The sequence below is a fragment of the Pseudoalteromonas aquimarina genome, assembly GCF_049257255.1.
Lineage (GTDB): Bacteria > Pseudomonadota > Gammaproteobacteria > Enterobacterales > Alteromonadaceae > Pseudoalteromonas.
The window spans coordinates 418,639-435,397 of record NZ_JBMMUG010000003.1; the positions used below are offsets into that span (position 1 = coordinate 418,639).

General features: G+C 38.8%; 14 protein-coding genes. 10 read left to right on the forward strand and 4 right to left on the reverse strand.

All coding sequences use genetic code 11. From position 1 onward, the window contains the following. Window positions 1–8 precede the first annotated feature (8 nt). The 3 genes from AAEU29_RS09890 (at window position 9) to AAEU29_RS09900 (ending at window position 1,932) form a co-directional block, all read left to right on the forward strand. Complete coding sequence (locus tag AAEU29_RS09890; protein WP_421973164.1) at window positions 9–314, forward strand: hypothetical protein; 306 nt, start codon at window positions 9–11, stop codon at window positions 312–314. Further along, window positions 314–1,321: a hypothetical protein gene (locus AAEU29_RS09895; RefSeq protein ID WP_421973165.1), complete on the forward strand. Its 1,008-nt coding sequence runs from the start codon at window positions 314–316 to the stop codon at window positions 1,319–1,321. Before AAEU29_RS09890 ends, AAEU29_RS09895 begins: the two co-directional genes overlap by 1 nt. Window positions 1,322–1,383: 62 nt before the next feature. Next, window positions 1,384–1,932: a hypothetical protein gene (locus AAEU29_RS09900; protein WP_421973166.1), complete on the forward strand. Its 549-nt coding sequence runs from the start codon at window positions 1,384–1,386 to the stop codon at window positions 1,930–1,932. Window positions 1,933–2,609: 677 nt separating this feature from the next. Here the strand turns inward: AAEU29_RS09900 and rimI are convergent. The 3 genes from rimI to AAEU29_RS09915 form a co-directional block, all read right to left on the reverse strand. Then, window positions 2,610–3,713, reverse strand: a complete 1,104-nt coding sequence (rimI, locus tag AAEU29_RS09905) for a ribosomal protein S18-alanine N-acetyltransferase (protein WP_421973167.1) — start codon at window positions 3,711–3,713, stop codon at window positions 2,610–2,612. A gap of 2 nt (window positions 3,714–3,715) precedes the next feature. Then, complete coding sequence (locus tag AAEU29_RS09910; protein WP_421973168.1) at window positions 3,716–5,158, reverse strand: RimK family ATP-grasp domain-containing protein; 1,443 nt, start codon at window positions 5,156–5,158, stop codon at window positions 3,716–3,718. Window positions 5,159–5,483: 325 nt separating this feature from the next. After that, window positions 5,484–6,536: a helix-turn-helix domain-containing protein gene (locus tag AAEU29_RS09915; protein WP_421973169.1), complete on the reverse strand. Its 1,053-nt coding sequence runs from the start codon at window positions 6,534–6,536 to the stop codon at window positions 5,484–5,486. A 329-nt stretch (window positions 6,537–6,865) separates the two neighbouring features. Between AAEU29_RS09915 and AAEU29_RS09920 the strand changes: the two genes are divergently transcribed. From AAEU29_RS09920 to AAEU29_RS09935, 4 genes are all read left to right on the forward strand, one after another. Next, entirely contained in the window at window positions 6,866–7,297 is a 432-nt protein-coding gene (locus tag AAEU29_RS09920; protein WP_421973170.1) for a DUF6326 family protein, read from the forward strand. 357 nt (window positions 7,298–7,654) lie between these two features. Further along, window positions 7,655–9,850 (forward strand): TonB-dependent receptor, encoded by a 2,196-nt coding sequence (locus tag AAEU29_RS09925; RefSeq protein WP_421973171.1) that lies wholly within the window; start codon window positions 7,655–7,657, stop codon window positions 9,848–9,850. Window positions 9,851–10,482: 632 nt separating this feature from the next. Next, a complete protein-coding gene (locus tag AAEU29_RS09930) occupies window positions 10,483–12,339 on the forward strand; it encodes a S8 family peptidase (protein ID WP_421973172.1) in 1,857 nt (618 codons plus the stop codon). A gap of 528 nt (window positions 12,340–12,867) precedes the next feature. Continuing rightward, window positions 12,868–13,650 carry a substrate-binding periplasmic protein gene (locus AAEU29_RS09935; RefSeq protein WP_421973173.1) on the forward strand — a complete coding sequence of 261 codons (783 nt, stop codon included), beginning with the start codon at window positions 12,868–12,870 and terminating at the stop codon, window positions 13,648–13,650. Window positions 13,651–13,654: 4 nt separating this feature from the next. Here the strand turns inward: AAEU29_RS09935 and AAEU29_RS09940 are convergent, their stop codons facing one another. Then, window positions 13,655–14,779 (reverse strand): MBL fold metallo-hydrolase, encoded by a 1,125-nt coding sequence (locus AAEU29_RS09940; protein WP_421973174.1) that lies wholly within the window; start codon window positions 14,777–14,779, stop codon window positions 13,655–13,657. A 123-nt stretch (window positions 14,780–14,902) separates the two neighbouring features. On the opposite strand from AAEU29_RS09940, the gene AAEU29_RS09945 reads away from it, so the two are divergent. The 3 genes from AAEU29_RS09945 to AAEU29_RS09955 all read left to right on the forward strand — a co-directional run bounded on the left by AAEU29_RS09945 (window position 14,903) and on the right by AAEU29_RS09955 (window position 16,702). Next, the gene (locus AAEU29_RS09945; protein ID WP_421973175.1) at window positions 14,903–15,502 is read left to right on the forward strand and encodes a TetR/AcrR family transcriptional regulator; all 600 of its coding nucleotides are present in this window, start codon (window positions 14,903–14,905) and stop codon (window positions 15,500–15,502) included. Between the two features lie 95 nt (window positions 15,503–15,597). After that, a complete protein-coding gene (locus tag AAEU29_RS09950) occupies window positions 15,598–16,326 on the forward strand; it encodes a transporter substrate-binding domain-containing protein (protein WP_421973176.1) in 729 nt (242 codons plus the stop codon). A 70-nt stretch (window positions 16,327–16,396) separates the two neighbouring features. After that, on the forward strand, window positions 16,397–16,702 hold the full coding sequence (locus AAEU29_RS09955; RefSeq protein WP_421973177.1) for a hypothetical protein: 306 nt from the start codon (window positions 16,397–16,399) through the stop codon (window positions 16,700–16,702). Window positions 16,703–16,759: the final 57 nt, after the last annotated feature.

Consider the following 16,759-nt stretch of genomic DNA (forward strand, 5'->3'; position numbering starts at 1 on the left):
TAAATGAAATGCAATGGTTTTACCAAAAGTTTAAACGGTCTAAAGAGCTGGAAGGTTATAGCGAACAAACATTAGATAAAGTCGCCCAACGCGCGCGCAAACTGCCAAAAGAAGGTGGCAAGAGTGGTGGTTTTGCAAGCTTAGGCTTTAGCAGTGCGAAAGAGAATGATAAATACACGGTCAAAGACGTAAGAAAGATATTATTACATGGTGATATCAAAACCTTGATATTAACGACTGGGCGAGATGTTATGCTCGATGGCGTGGAAGACGAATTAATAACAGAACTAATTGAACAAAGTGTGGCATTTTAATGGATAAATATTTAGCTGGCTGGCAGCCTGATAACAAAGAATGGCTTAAAGCCCGTAAAGAAGATTGGAAAAACGTTAAAACCGTTGTTGAACGTTATGGTCCGCGAGACAGAGAAGCGTTTAATAAATTAAAGACGTTTTTTTTAACGGGTGATTTAGATTTCACCAATAGTAGAGGCTATTCGGCAGATTCTTTAAAAGAAAACAGCGAAAAAATAAGAGATGATTTTGACTGCGCGCTAAATGGCTTTCATGCACGTGTATTTCTTTTATTATTGTTTAGCCCAGTTCAAACTGATGAGATGTATCAGTATGTAATTGATACCTTCAAAGCACGTGATAAGCAGTGGCCGCAAAAAATGGCGGATGCGAGAAAACGTTATTTATCATGTGCAGAACTTTACCATGGAACAGCCATAGCCAGAGAATTAAACTTTAAAGACAGATACCCCTTAGCGGGGCGTGAGGCGCTGTTATATAAATACCTTCACGGTAATAGCCTTAGTCAAGATTATCAATTTGCAATAAGTAAAACCCAAGTAGCTTATGTTAATGGTGTTTTTTATCAATTGACGAATATATACCGTTTTTGTTGCCGTCCTTATGTTGACAACAACGATTACTATCAGTGGTACCCTAAATATATCGAGTCATGTTTGGATTTTGCCAAAGATCATCGAGATGTGACCGTGTCAATATCAGAAATGGCAATTAAAGCAATGGTGTACAGTGTATTGGAAATTGTCGAAAATGAGACAGCGTTTGTCCCTATAAAATACCAGTTTGCTAAAGAAATACATCGTTTACTTATTAGTCGAGCAGACGACTTTCCTGAAAATCTTGTTTCTTGCATTAAGGATGCACTGAGTGCTTGGAATAATGGCGAGGGAGTAAACGAGTGGCGAGTGCTTAAGCCTAAAGCATGGAATTCGTGGAAAAAGAATGATTGGTTAGATGAGACACTATTTGATGAGTGTGGAAAGCCATTAAATGGTGATTTGCAATAATTAGGTTTTTGAAAAAAAACAATGGGTTATTTTCACAATTATGATTGAACGGAGATGAATTAGTGAACGCAAATATTAGCATCATCCTAAGAATAAACGAGGTAAAACGTGATTCAATAAGGGAAATCATTGAAGATGAATTGAACGAGCCTCAAATGTCGATAACAGATGATGTGGTAGTGTTTACCTTAGAGCAAGAATATGCAACATCAGTTGATTTAGTAAGTGTGCTTCATGAAATTGCACTAGAAACTGATGAACCCGTATTGGGTTGGTTTTGTGGCCTTGATGAAGACTTTGTTGAATTGCAATGGGTTGACCATCATGATGAAAAGCGGGTTGACAGTGTCTTACTTCATCCGGAAATTTATCATGAAATTAGTGAGCAAGTCGATTTTAAACTAAACAGCACAGATTATGATATTTCTGAAGTAAAAGAGTATCTATCGCCTTTAGAGTTTGAAGCGTTGACCTTAAAACCAGAAGTTTTTTTCAATCAACGCTTAGCTAATTGGCTTAAGCCCTATCAAGGAAGCGTAAACGAAAATAGCTTTAAAGACTATATTGATAAAATAACAATAGAAGCTAAGTCTATTTGGGAAACATGTTAGCTTTGTTTAACACTCTATCAAAAAATAGGGGCAGAGTCGTTGAAAACTAAGTTATAGAAGTTTATCTAGTTCCCAGAATTAAAGTGAATGAACCGATGCGTTCTGGGTTTAGTTAGATAGTTAATCTAACTAGGCATAAATTGAAACAAATTTGATATACCCTCATATTTAGAAAGGAAGCGAATATGATCAAGTTTACGTTTTGCCAGCTTTTGCTTTAGAGACATGATAGTCGCAAAACTTACCTTTGATGATGTTGTGATTGGTAAAAGAACATCAGCATTTCAGTGGTAATAGCGCGCTTTTTTTAATCAAGAAAGGCATCTTTAAAAGTTGGGTTCGACTATTAGCCCTAATCGTAACTATGCTCCTACATACATAAGAAATCACCATAGCATTTTGCTTTAATTTTAATTAAAAGATATACGCATTCTTATCAAGGGGTTTAAACAGAATGCGTATGTGATTTTAATGAAAAGCCAACAGCGTAGAACTGGTATTATACCAATTCACTTAAGTAGCTAATCATCCTAGCGGGCTAAATATCATGCTAAATGCGTTAGAATTTATCAATGTAGAACAACTACATAAGAAAAATTCTGCCTTGTTAGCATTTCATTTATCCAGCGCTATCCCTGATCACATACTTAACAGAATTGGTATTACACTTTTCCCTATTACTTCTGATTTGCTACAACCACCGCTGTTTTAAGACGTTGGCTGCCAAAGGCGGCCATTGATTGAAATGCCTCGATGGCAACAGGTAAATGTTGGCAATCAATATCGCTTTGAATTGGTTCGTTTACATCGGGGTCGTGCACATAAACGCATTCATCGTCGATGCCTGTAACCAATACCCAATGGGGCGCTTTCATACCATCGAAACGGTAGGTGCTAATGAGTACAATAACCGCGTGCCCTTGCTGTAATTGCGCTTGCAACCACTCAAGATTGAGCTCTTGATAACTTATATTAATGCCTAATTGTTGGCAGTCGCTTAGCATTTCATAGTGAACCCGTTCAATAACCTGTTTTTTTGTGAAATCGCGTACGCTGTCAATAAATAGCGGGGCATCGGTATTTACCATAACTTGGCTGATAAACCCACGTTTATGCGCTGCCAGTGCTAAACCAAATGGGTGGCAGCCGCCATGTCCTGAGGTCATAAAAATGGTGGTGGCTTCACGCCAAATTGCCAGTTCTTGCTCGACCCAATCTTTGTTGTTTGGCGCCAGCGCTGACATTGCCATAATTAGACTTGCTGGGCCGCAAGTAAACTCAGTGGTTTGTCTAAACCAAGGCGCAGCTAAGTGGGCCCCTTGCTCGGTATTGGCACGAATGCGTTTTTGCATTCTGAGTGCATCACTGCTGTCAGCATAATAGGCTGAAAAGCGGCCAAACACACGGTATCCAAGCTTTTCATATAAATTAATAGCCGCTTGGTTTTCTGCTGCAACTTCAAGGCGAATGTAAAAGCGCTTGTGTGCCTTAGCAACGTTTTCAATCACCGTTAATAATTGCTCAGCAATGCCTTGCCCACGTATTTCAGGTAATACCGCTAACGAATAAATGCGCCCGAGGCGGGTGCCTTTGTGTAGCCAAATTAATACGTAGCCAACGACTAAGTCGTCGTTTTCTGCAACTAATAATTTACTGTGCTCCGACACTAAATAGCGTTTAAAGCTGCGCCGACTGATTTTATCACTATCGAAACAGCGGTTTTCAATGGCAAGTAATGCAGTTAGGTCGTTACTTACTGCATCACGAATACAGCATGCCATGGTTATTTGCCTCGGCTTTCTAAACGGCGTAAAAACTCCGACATAATTTGCATATACAGCTCTTCGCCGAGGTATTTATCTTCAACACCATGGTCGATGCTTGGATTGTCGTTTACTTCAAGGACAAAAGCTTTGCCGTCGACTTCTTTAATATCAATGCCATAAAAACCATCGCCAATTACCGCCGCTGCATTGAGTGCGCTACTCAGCACCGCTTTAGGCACCTCAAATGTCGGTAAGCTATCAAACGCGCCTGAAAAATTGCGCTTTGATTTATGATTATAAATTTGCCAATGATTGCGTGCCATATAATAGCGGCAAGCATACAGTGCTCGGCCATTAATGACGCCAATACGCCAATCGTAATCGGTAAACATAAACTCTTGCGCCAGCACCAGCGCTGATTCTGCAAATAATTCGGCTAAACGTGTTTTAAGTTCGTCACGGGTTTTAACCTTAAACACCCCTTTAGAAAACGAACCTTCTGGCATTTTAAGCACTAATGGGTAGCCAAAAATGCTCTCGAGCATGGCGATAGTTTCAGGGCTTTGATCCGCCAAAATATGTGTTTTTAAGCTTGGCACTTTTTGGTAGTTAAAGGCATCTTGTAAAAACACTTTATTGCAGCAACGTAAAATCGACGTTGGATCATCCATAACCACAAGGCCAAGCTTTTCAGCGTGTTGCGCTAAGCGATAAGTATGGTGATCAATACCTGTGGTTTCACGAATAAATAAGCCATCGTAATGTGCTAAATTCACGCCGCTACTTGCTTCCACTGTATGTACTGCAATGCCGAGTTTTTCCCCTGCTTTAATAAACCGACTTAACGCACCTTTGTTACTCGGCGCTGATGCTTCATGTTGATTAACCAACATAGCAACATCCCAACGCATCTTTTTAATGCCTTGGCGTTTTTTCCACGCAGTATTTGCTAGCTCGCTTACCACGCTATTAAAAAACTGCTTTTCTGCGTCGCTTAAAACGGAAAAGCTCAGCATTTCAATAGTGAGTGTGAGCTGCTCTACACCACATTTAATGGCAATACGTAATACCGGCACCGGGTATTCTTGATAAACCATAGCTGCCAGTTTTTGCATTTTTTCATCTTGCACACGACCAAAACAAATTAGCACCGAACAGTTTTCGCCGTCGTTACAAACGGTTTTATCAAGGTACTTTCTCGATACTAATGTTTGGGTTGGTGCGCGCAAATTATTAAGCGTTTTTACACTCGGTAAAACGTCATGGCCACGGGCTTCTGCTAATAATGAACAATAGTAGCCTTGGCTTAAATAGCGGCTGCTTTCGCAAAGGTTTATAACACGCGTTTTAGGCTCATCACGCTTCGGATAGTCTTTTAGGTAAGTTGCAAAATCAATTGCTTTAATATCGTTATGTGATGTGGTTTGAGTGTCATCAACCACAATTAAGGTTTTCACCATGGATCATTCCAAGTAGTGTGGATGATGCTTTGGCACATCAAAACTGACGGTTGCAGCACACCACGTATTTAAAAAAATAGGGTGCGAATAGGATTATTTATGCGCACTGAAGTCTTGCAAAAATTTTCGTGAGTGTGTCATGGCAAACGGGGCTCAGCAAGCAATATAGGTGGGATTTATCACGATTTATTTTTGTTGTAATGACAAACATTTTTATTGGAATATCAAAAGCGTAAAGGCCAACATGTGCTAGTTGTTTCTTGATGAAAAACAGCTCTTAAATTCTCTTCAATCTTGCCTTTAAATTTAACGCAATTGCTAATAGTTAAGCGATGGCGTTTTGCTTTCTAAATTCACTCGGTGTTACCCCAGTTTGTTGTTTGAATGCTTTGTAAAAAGAAGAACGCGCGTTAAACCCCGCTGCTAGGGCAATATCGAGCACCGAACTTTGGTTTGCAATAATGTGTGGTTTTGCAGCCTCAATGCGCCATTGGTTTACGTAATCAAAAAAATTAAGGCCTAATGTTTCATTCAATGTTTGTGAAATGTAGTTGGGCGAAATCGCAGTATGCTTAGCCAGCTTATGTAGAGATAAGCTTGAGTCTAAGTAAAGCTGCTCATTTTCCATTGCAGTATTTATTTTTTCAGCAATACGCACTGATTGTGCTTGGCTTAGTGCAGAGCGCTGGTATTTTTGCTGGTGGCTATCGTTTTGATGTTGTTTTTGGTTTGGCTGGTCTTTGATTTCTGTTGTGGCATCGCCTAACCAATACGCGCCTTGACCTATAAGCGCAGGTTTTTGTTGTAAGCCAAAGTACGCCAAACTCCAAAGTAAAAGGAGCGATAAGAAGGCCTCAACTCTGGCAGTAAACAACACATTGTTAAATAGGCTTGATGCAAATAACGTGATGAGAGAGAAAAGCCAAGCGCACAGTGCGCTAAAGAGCAGCCAATTTACCCATTTTAACTCTTTGTTTTCATTGTTAGAAAAAACATTTTTTAGCTCCTTTCGATAATCGCTCAAACGGCGAATAATACAATACAAGGTATAAACGCACTGCAAAAGCCATAGCACCATCATAATCAACATAGTGCTAAACAATGTGTCAACAAGCGTGTGATTTGCAGTTATATCGTCAATAAAAATAGCGCGGTGAACATCGCTTGGCAGCATTAATATCATCACTGAAACCACCGATGCAGGAATTACTAACACACCATGTAACGCATGCTTTTTAGTGAATTTCCATGGGGTATTAGAGGTGATCCCTTCAATATAGAACCAGAGCGACGGGCAAAGTACAAAAAGGGTGGGGAATACCAGCGCGGTATAAATTAAATACGCATTTTCAAACAGGGTCGCTACAATGGAATTCATAGCAAGTAATCCACATGCTAATAAAAATACTGCCAAAGGGATAAAAGTAGCGTTCGCACGAAATCGAGAAATTAATAGGGGTACGCTTAAACTTATTTGCCCCAGCATAACGATGCTTAGCACCTGAACAATTGGATCGCTCACTGTTTACTTCCCTTTATTGAAAATATCCATTTTTTACACAAAAAAGTGTCCGCGCTTTTAGTCTCGGACGACTTAACCCTTTATAAATTATATTGTTTATTTGAGTCAAGCGAGGTTGGCGACGCTACAAAAACAACGCGCATTAACAAAGTGGTTGATACAATAATTTAATAATGGAGTGAAAAATGAGTCAAAGTAATCAGATACAAAATGGGTTGGTAAACGACACTATCAATATCAAACTTAAACTTGCAGCCCTTTGGGTGGCAGTCATGTTTTGCTATGTCTATGGGGATTACATCGAGGTCTATGTGCCTGGTGTTATGTCTAACGCGAGGGCGGTAAGTGCTAATAGTGAAGGGCTACAAGCAAAGTTTTTTGCGGTAGCGTTTTTAATGTCTATTCCAAGTTTGATGGTTTTTTTATCGCTAGTATTAGAGCCAAGTGTTAACCGCTGGCTAAACATCATTATTCCCGCGTTATTTGTATTTTTGTTAATAGGGCTAAACTTAGAAACCACGTGGATTTTTTATCTTTATTTAACAGGATTAGAAGTTATTTTGTCGCTTATCACGATTTGGTATGCATGGCATTGGCCTAAAAATGACATGCGCTAAAAAGTGCTGATTTTTGCTCTTTATTTGGCATGGGTTATTAATGAAGTTCAAATTTGATAATAGATAACTCAGCCATATGTTTTGAAATAACCAATAAAATTATTTAATTTTTAAGTCAATTTTATGAAAGAAATGCTAATATTGCTTTTTGTGTATTAATCGTTTGGTAAAACATATCTTAACTGTTTGATTTACCAAGATTACATATTAACTCAGTTTTATAACACTTTAATTTGGTTTAAATTTTAGCCGAATGCAGTGTTTAAAATTGAAGCGAAACGATTATAAATTACCGAATAACTGTCGTGCTAATTCATTGTTAGTAATTACTCGGTATGAGCAAAAAGGCGCTACTTAATGACAACAACTCACTCTTTCTTGCGTTTTAGCAAGTTAAATTCAATCACGCTTTCACTTCTTGCTGCATCAAGCTTTGCAACTATGGCAAACGAAGCTGAAGACACACAAACAGCTAAAAAAGAAATTGAAGCTATTACCGTAACCGCAACTAAACGTTCGCAGGTTATTTATGAAGTGCCAATTGCAATGAGTGCATTTAGCGGCGATAAGCTAGCTGAGCAAGGTATTTCTGAAATTAATGATGTGGGTAAATTTGTTCCTAACCTAAACATTACTGGTTTTTCAGCAGGTCATAACTCGTCGGCTAACCCGTTTATTCGTGGTATTGGTTTGCAAGATCACTTGATCACAACCGATCCGGGTGTAAGTGTATATGTAGATGGTGTTTACTTAGGTCGCCAAGTAGGTCAAAACTGGAACCTAGCCAATATTGAGCGTATTGAAGTATTACGTGGTCCACAGGGCACGCTTTATGGTCGTAACTCAATTGGTGGTGCAATTAATATCATCACCAAGCAAGCTAATAGCGAGTCGGTTACTAAAATTTCGGCTGAAGTAGGCACGCGTGAGCGTGTTAAAGGCGATGTATTTATTAACCGCGGTCTTACAGATAACTTAGCGTTTAACTTTAATGCAGGTTACAACCACCGTGGTGGTTTAGGTGAATTTATTAACCTGCCAGAAGCTAAATACGATGTGGGTGAAAACCGTGAGTTTCATGGTCGCGTGTCAGTTAAATATGATGCAGCGGATGACTTAAGTTTTGTTTTAACGGCTGATGCTAATGATGCTGAAGGCGGCCTTCGTCCTTATACAACTCTAATTGATGAAGTACCAACAGGCGCTTACTACACAGGTATGCGTTTTGGTAGCCCAACACCAACAGGTCCATTACGTAATTCTGATGTTGCAGCTGATCCATACGATAATGCAACGGGCTCAATTGAAGTAACCGAAGTTACTAATAAAGCAAATGGTGTGTCGCTCACCACTAACTACGATATTTCAAATGACCTTGGTGCTAAGTTTATTTTAAGCAAGCGCTCATCTGAGTATAAAGCGGGCCTTGATGATGACAGCACAATTTATGCACTTGATCATTACCCAGAGCGCGGTGAAGCAGATCAAACTTCTGTTGAGCTTCAGTTCAATGGCTATTTAGGTCAGTTTGACTTTGTATCAGGCTTATATTGGTTTGAAGAAGAAGGCAGCAACCGCCAAGGTGCTGATTCTCGCTTTAATGGCGGTGCAAACTTACTTGAACTTGACCAAACAACCACAAGTAAAGCGGTATTTGTTAATGTTGGTTACGACATGACAGATGATTTACGTGTATCGGGTGGTTTACGTTATACCCAGGATGAAAAAGAAGCTACCGCCAATGTTGGTATTGGTCCAACTCATGCAGAAGATGATTGGAGCCAGTTAAGCTACGATTTATCAGCTAACTACACCCTTGAAAATGGCTTAAATGTGTATGGTAGCATCCAAAGTGGTTATCAAGGTGGCCAGTTCCCGGCACGTCCTTACTGCCTATTCGGTGACCCAAATTGTTTTGTAGCAACAGACAACATTACAGCAGTTAACTACGAAGTGGGTTTAAAAGGGCAAGTTACTAGTGACTTCAGCATGAGCATTGCACTATTTAATACTAACTATGATGACTTACCTTACCAAGTAAGTACTACATCTGAAGGTGGTTTCGATACACGCAATTTAGTGGTTTCGCAAACGTCACGTGGTATTGAGTGGGAAGGTACAGCGTATATCACTGATAACTTTAGCGTTCATACAAGCTTAGGTTATATGGATGTGGATGTAGATGAACAAGCAGGTGTTAAACCAGTTGCACCATTAACGCCAGACTTAACAGCGTCAATTAGCCCAAGCTATGAGTTTGCCTTAGCGGATGGCTCACTTATCACAACCCGTGTGGACTATTCGTATCGTAGTGAAATGTACGGTGAGCCAAGCTCAGATCCTAAGCGTTTAACTAAAGTAGATGCTCGTAGCCTAGTTAATTTAACGGTAGGTTATTCACCAGCGAATGCTAACTGGCGTGTTGATTTATATGGTCGCAATATTTTTGATGAGCGTTACGATGATGCTCGTTTAAATACTGGCGATTACGTATTAGTAATTAAGAGTAACGATGCAAGTGAATTTGGTGTTCGATACTCAATGACTTTCTAATTATTCTCATAGCTAATGAGTATTTAAAAAGGCGCTTTTGCGCCTTTTTTGTTATGTATATCTTCGAATATACTCGGCTTAAAAAAAGCTCATCTTTTAATTTTCGCTTTAGGATTTAAACAAGCGCTTTCCTATAGCAAAAAAGCTACTTTTTAATTCAATAATAAAGAATGATTCGCTAATTATTTATATTTACACTTTGTTAACATGTGTTTGGGTTGTTTAATGATGTTTTAACTTAGTCTAAATAATAAAATTCTTCATTTATCCGAATTTTAATTTTTTAAATGTGATATTGAAAATACAGCCGTTGTAAAATTCGGGCTTACAAAAATTACTATTTTATATGAGAAAAGATATTGTTTTAAAAGTACTTTTATTTTCATTCTTTTGTATTATTTTTACTTTTTAGTTACAAACTTTTACAAAGCATAAAATATTTAATACTAATTATCATTCAGATTTTACTATCTAAAATAAGCTATTAGTAACCTTACTTAAGTATAAATGATCCCTAAATTAACAATCTATTATCGGTACAAATGTTAATGAAATGAAAATGGGGTTTGAGTTGTTTGTTTTTTGAACTAGGTTTTTAGCTGTTATTAAAAACCAAGCAACAAGGAAACGTCATGTTTAAATATTCAAAAACAATGTTACTAATCGCGTCGGTATGTTCGGCTAACTTTGCCTATGCAAACAGCGATAAATTAATCCAAGTAAACGCCAGTAAACAAATTCCTAATAAATATATTGTGGTGTTTAAAACTGTTCCAACTAGTTTGGCGAACTTTGGTATAGCTGAACAAACTAAAGAAAATGTTGATAAAATTCGCGGTAAATATGGTGTCAAAGCTAATAAAGTGTTTGGAAACACTCTAAACGGTGCGCAATATACGTTATCAAAAGGGCAGCTAAAACAACTATTAAAAGAAGATTTAGTGCAGTTTATTGAGCCTGAACAGGTAATCTCAATTGACCCTCAGGTTGCAACCAATGCAAATCAATCTAATGCTATTTGGGGCCTAGATCGCATCGATCAGCGTGATTTACCACTTGATAGTAATTACCAATACAACTTCGATGGTTCAGGCGTAACTGCTTATGTAATTGATACCGGTGTACGCACTACGCATAATGAGTTTGGTAATCGTGCAAGTAGTGGTTGGGATTTTGTTGATAATGATTCTGATGCGTCTGACTGTAATGGTCATGGTACGCATGTAGCTGGCACTATTGGTGGCCAAAGCTATGGTGTTGCGAAAAACGTTAATATTGTGGGTGTTCGTGTACTTGGTTGTAATGGTTCAGGTAGTACATCAGGTGTTATTGACGGCATTAACTGGGTGAAAAACAACGCCAGTGGCCCGTCGGTTGCTAATATGAGTTTAGGTGGCGGGGCGTCATCGGCCATTGACCAAGCGGTTGAGGCGGCAGTAGCGTCTGGCGTAAGTTTTGTGGTAGCTGCAGGTAATGATAACAGTAACGCATGTAATTATTCCCCTGCTCGTGCAACAACAGCCATTACGGTTGGCTCGACTACATCAAGTGACAGCCGTTCGAGCTTTTCTAACTATGGTAGCTGTTTAGATATTTACGCGCCGGGTTCAAGCATCAAATCAGCATGGTATAACTCAGACTCAGCTGAAAATACCATCAGTGGCACGTCTATGGCTTCACCGCATGTTGCGGGTGTAGTCGCACTTTATCTTGATGAAGACAATAGCCTAACACCTTCTCAAATTGACAGTAAGTTATCTGCTGGTGCGAATAAAAACAAAGTATCTGATGCAAAATCGGGCTCACCGAATGAATTACTATTTGCTCTTGAAGGGACGGTAGATCCTGAACCACCAACAGTCACTGAGTTACTTAAAGATCAAGCCGTTTCAGCATCAGGTGCAGCAAGCAGTGAAACAAACTATTTTGTTGAAGTACCAGCTGGGCAGTCGAGTTTGTCGATTTCACTTTCAGGCGGGCAAGGCGATGCAGACCTTTATGTGAAACAAGGTTCAGCACCAACTACGGGTAGCTACGATTGTCGCCCATATAAAAATGGTAATAACGAAAGCTGCGAATTTAATACGCCTGCTGCGGGTAAATACTACGTGATGCTTCAAGGTTACTCGGCGTATTCAGGCGCAAGTTTAGTCGCTACGTATAGTGCTGATGGTGGCTGTACGGATTGTTTAGATAATGGCGTGCCGATGACGAATTTATCTGGCGGTGCTAATAGACAAGTGTTTTACAAAATCGAGGTTCCAGCAAATCAAACGCTGACTGTGACGACCGCAAATGGTAGTGGCGATGTCGATTTATATGTGAAAAAGGGATCACAGCCGACAACATCTGATTACGAATGTCGCCCTTATCGATGGGGTAATAATGAGTCATGTAGTTTAAATAGTGGCGCAACAGGTGGTACTTACCACATTCTATTAAATGGTTATTCTGCATACTCGGGTGTAACACTTACAGCAAGTTACTAAACATTAAGTTCTCCGGTTTTAAGCCAGCTCTTTCGCTGGCTTTTTTTATGAGCTGATGCTTCAGATGAAGACACTGTAGCTGGTTTGTTTTTATCGGAGTATGTGAAATAAATAGTTGTTTATATTGTAATTGCCGTTATTCCTTGCCAGTATAATTCTCTTAAAATTAACAAGTTACTGTATGGATGCAGATGCCACCGCTTATTAAAAACGCAAAAACGCCAACACTTAGCTGGGTAATTATCATTATGTTGCTTTTTCTCGTTCCCACTATTTTTTTTATAGAAAGCGGCGCTATTCCTGCGGGGCGTAGCGGTGAAGCAATTTTACGAGAAGAGTCTCCATTGTCGTTTTGGTTACATATAATTGGTGCGAATTTGATTTGGCTATTTATGCTTTATCTATATATAAAAGCACGTAAAAAATCGTAGGTTTAAATCATCTCAACTTGCCAATAAAGGCGATTAGGGTTACTGTTTTGTACCTGTTTTGGTTTTTATGGTTCAGGCCTGAACGCTTGATAAAAATGTGACCACCTTCTTAAAACTGATAGCGTGTATATTGATTGCCATGTGCTTGTTGGCTTTTCCATGCCAAGCAAAAACGCTGAACATTGCTATCGGTGAATATCCACCTTATTCGACACGTGTAAAAGGCGAATTTAACTTTGTTCCTTCGGTTATTCGCGCAGCTTATCAAACACAAGGTTATCGCGTTAAGTTTAGTTATTTCCCTTGGGGGCGAAGTTTAGTTGAGGCTAAAAAAGACAATTTTGATATTGCCGCATACTGGTTTTGCACCCAAGAAAAACAACGCGATTTTTACTGTAGTGATGCACTTTACACTGAAACCACTTACTTCTTTTATAACGTCAATAACCCCATTTCTGAGTGGAAGAGCATGAGTGATTTTCAAGGGAAATTAATTGGTGTTACCACAGGCTACAGTTACACCAATGAATTACTAAATGAAGGAAAGCGTGGCACCTTTGGGCTAGATTGGGCAAAAACAGATAAACAAAACCTCGCGCGATTGATTAAAGGGCATATTGATGCGTTTCCCATGTCACTGATCCCAGCGGAGTATTTACTAAAAACGCAATTTTCAAATAGCCAACGTAAAATGCTTGCCTATAGTCAAAAAGCATTGCTAAGCGACACCGCGCATTTACTCTTTCGAAAAGATTTACCGCACTCTGAAATGTATCGCCAAGCCTTTAATAAAGGCCTGGCAGAAATTAAACAAAACGGAGTATATGAGCGGCTATTAAAGCAATTGCCGCATCATACTGAAATAATTACAAACCAATAAGTAATTAATTTGCTGTTACCATTGCCAGTGACTCGCTAGGCATATAGTCACGCCACCAAAGGCTTGTTTGATATTCGTGCCCAAGTGTGAGGATTTCACCTACCGTCGGCGTGTTTAATTGTACCCATTGTTTGTCAGCTTCCTCTTTTACGCGTTCAAGCGGCTCAAACCATGCGTGAAAGGCGAGATCAAATGTGCCATTGTGAATGGGCGTCATCAATTTTCCTTTTAAATCTAAATGAGCTTGTACACTTTGTTCAGGCGTCATATGAACATCTGGCCAATCTTTGTCATATGCCCCTGTTTCAATAAACGTCATATCAAATGGGCCGTAGCGCTCGCCAATTTGTTTAAAGCCATCAAAATAACCGGAATCACCACTAAAATAGAGTGTTTGATTGTTGGCTGAAATAACCCATGATCCCCATAACGTCTTGTTTCCATCGTTAAGTGCTCTGCCAGAAAAATGCTTGATTGGTGTAAAGGCGATAAATCCCTGTTTAGTTTTGAGCTCTTGCCACCAGTCAAATTCTTTCACTTTTGTTGGGTTTATTCCCCATCTTGCAAGGTCGCCAGCCACGCCCAGTGGCACTAAAAATTGTTTGGTTTTACGCGCCAGTAATTTAACACTTTGTTTATCAAGGTGATCGTAATGATTGTGAGAAATCAATACTTTATCGATAGGTGGTAGTTCTTCTAATGAAATTGGTGTTGGTTGAAAGCGCTTTGGTCCCATAAATGAGAAGGGCGATGCACGCTGTGCAAATACAGGATCAAGTAACCAAAACTCACCATGAACTTTAAGTAAGATGGATGAGTGGCCAAGTTTTATAGTATGGATTGCATCGTTACTTAGGGCATCTAATTGAACACGTGTGACGGTTTGCAAAGGTAACGCTTGGCTTGGAAATGCATGTTGTTTTTTCTCAGTGAAATAACGTAAAAAGATTTCAGCCATTTTACGGGCACTATTCGGTGCCATTTTTTCAGCATTATAAAACTTACCATTTTTGTAAAGGCTTTTTGTTGGCGCTTTGGAAGTACCTTCGCTGGCTAAATGATGATTCACTGTACACGCTCCAATTAATAAAATAACAAAAATTAAACTAATCCATTTGATTGCTTTCATGTGTTTCTCTAATGAAAGTAAACTACACGGTGTAGTTTTGCATCTAAGTTATAAAAAGTAAACTGTGTAGTGCACTTTTTTTTTATTCAGTCTAAAATAGTCAAAGTTTTCAATGAGGGTGCTATGAAATTATCTGAACAAAAACGTATTCATATTCTTGATGCCGCCGAACAATTGTTTTTTGACAAAGGTGTGGCAAATAGCAGTATGGATGAAGTGGCTAAAACAGCGGGCGTATCAAAACGTACTGTTTACAACCACTTTGAAACTAAAGATGTGCTTTTTTATGCCATTATCGAGCGTATGATGGGATTATTAAATAGTGCATCAACCATTGAGTTTGACCCGAAAGTATCATTGAAAGCACAGTTAATAAAAATTGCAGAGCAGGAATGTGACCTGTTTAAATCAGATAATTTTTTACGTGTTGCAAAAATTGCCTTTATGCAAATGATGCAACAGCCAGAATTTGCGAAGCAGTTAAGTAACAACAAAATTGGTTGTATGGCTTACTTTGAGCATTTTTTAGCGGATGCTGAAAATGCACAAAAAGTAAGGGTCGACGACAAAGCGCTTGCAGCAACGCAATTTGTTTACTTACTCAAATCTCATATCTTTTATCCGCGTTTATATGGTTTTGATGAACCTAATGAACAGCATGAAAACTACTTAATAGAACAAACAGTAGCGTTATTTTTAGCTCGATATCAATGCAACCCTTAATTTTACTTTGTTTGTTTTTGTAACCTTACACTGCACAACTGAAAGTATTATCTATACTTTCAAAATGTAGATTAACCAAAGCAAATGAAGGTGGTATGCGTTTAATACGTTTTTTAGTGTGTTTTGTTCTGGTTCAAATAACGTGTGTTTGTGCTGCCGAGCCTATAAAAGTAGCATCAGCGCATTGGCGAGAGTTTTCTGAGCCAGGTGGCAGTGGCGTTTACCTCAATTTAATTAAACAGAGTTTTGGTAATCATCAAATTGAATTTGATGTTGGCAGTTTTGCTCGCGCGAAACGATTGTTTAAAAATAATAAAGCCGATATTTTAGTTGGTGTTTATAAAGATGATGACACATTACTCACAGATACGCTTTACCCCAAATACCATCTGGATTTTGAATTTCCAATCGTTGCCATTTACAACCCACGTACAACAAAGTTGCGTCATAGCGAAGACTTTAAACCGCTTACTGTCGGCTGGTATGAAGAATACGCTTATGATCGATTTGTACCAGTTCATGGTCAAAGTTATCGTTTTGCCGATATTAAAAAAGCGCTCGATTTACTTGAGTCTGGCAAAGTTGATGTGGTGGTAGATCATATTTATAACTTGGATGAAAGGCAGCTTAAAATTTTTAAAACAATTGAGTTACATGGCCAAATGCCAATTTGGGTGGTATTTCAAAATACTGAGAAAGGCAAACGCTTAAAAGCACATTTTGAGACATCGTTTGAGCAACTCTACAAGAGCCAAGCACTAAAACAGATTTACGGTGAAAATTATGAGCATGCGAACTTTTCGAGTTTATTTTTAGAAAAATAAACAGGTAGCATTAAACTTTTTTAGCTTTTTAACCTTATAACATGCTACTTGTATTTTTGAGAGTTAAACCGTGACATCACGCCGACATCGTAAAGATAAACCGCACCCTCAAAACCAACGCTATTTACTCTCTGTAATAGAGGAATTAAAAACTAATCCAGAAAAATTAGCGATAGTTAAACATAATGTTGATGAGTACCTGAGCCAACAATATTTAAAAAGAGGCTTTTTAGTTGCGCTTGAACGCATGGAATGGCTGTTTGAAGCAAATTTGTCGATTGACGAATTTTGCCAACAAATTTTAGCTGACGATTATATTGGCAATCGCATTCGAAGATACCCATTAATTTTTAAAGGGGTGCTTGTAAATAATTAATTTGAGATTAGGGTGCTCAGGATTTAGTGTAAACACGCCTTAGTTAGTGGGATTTTT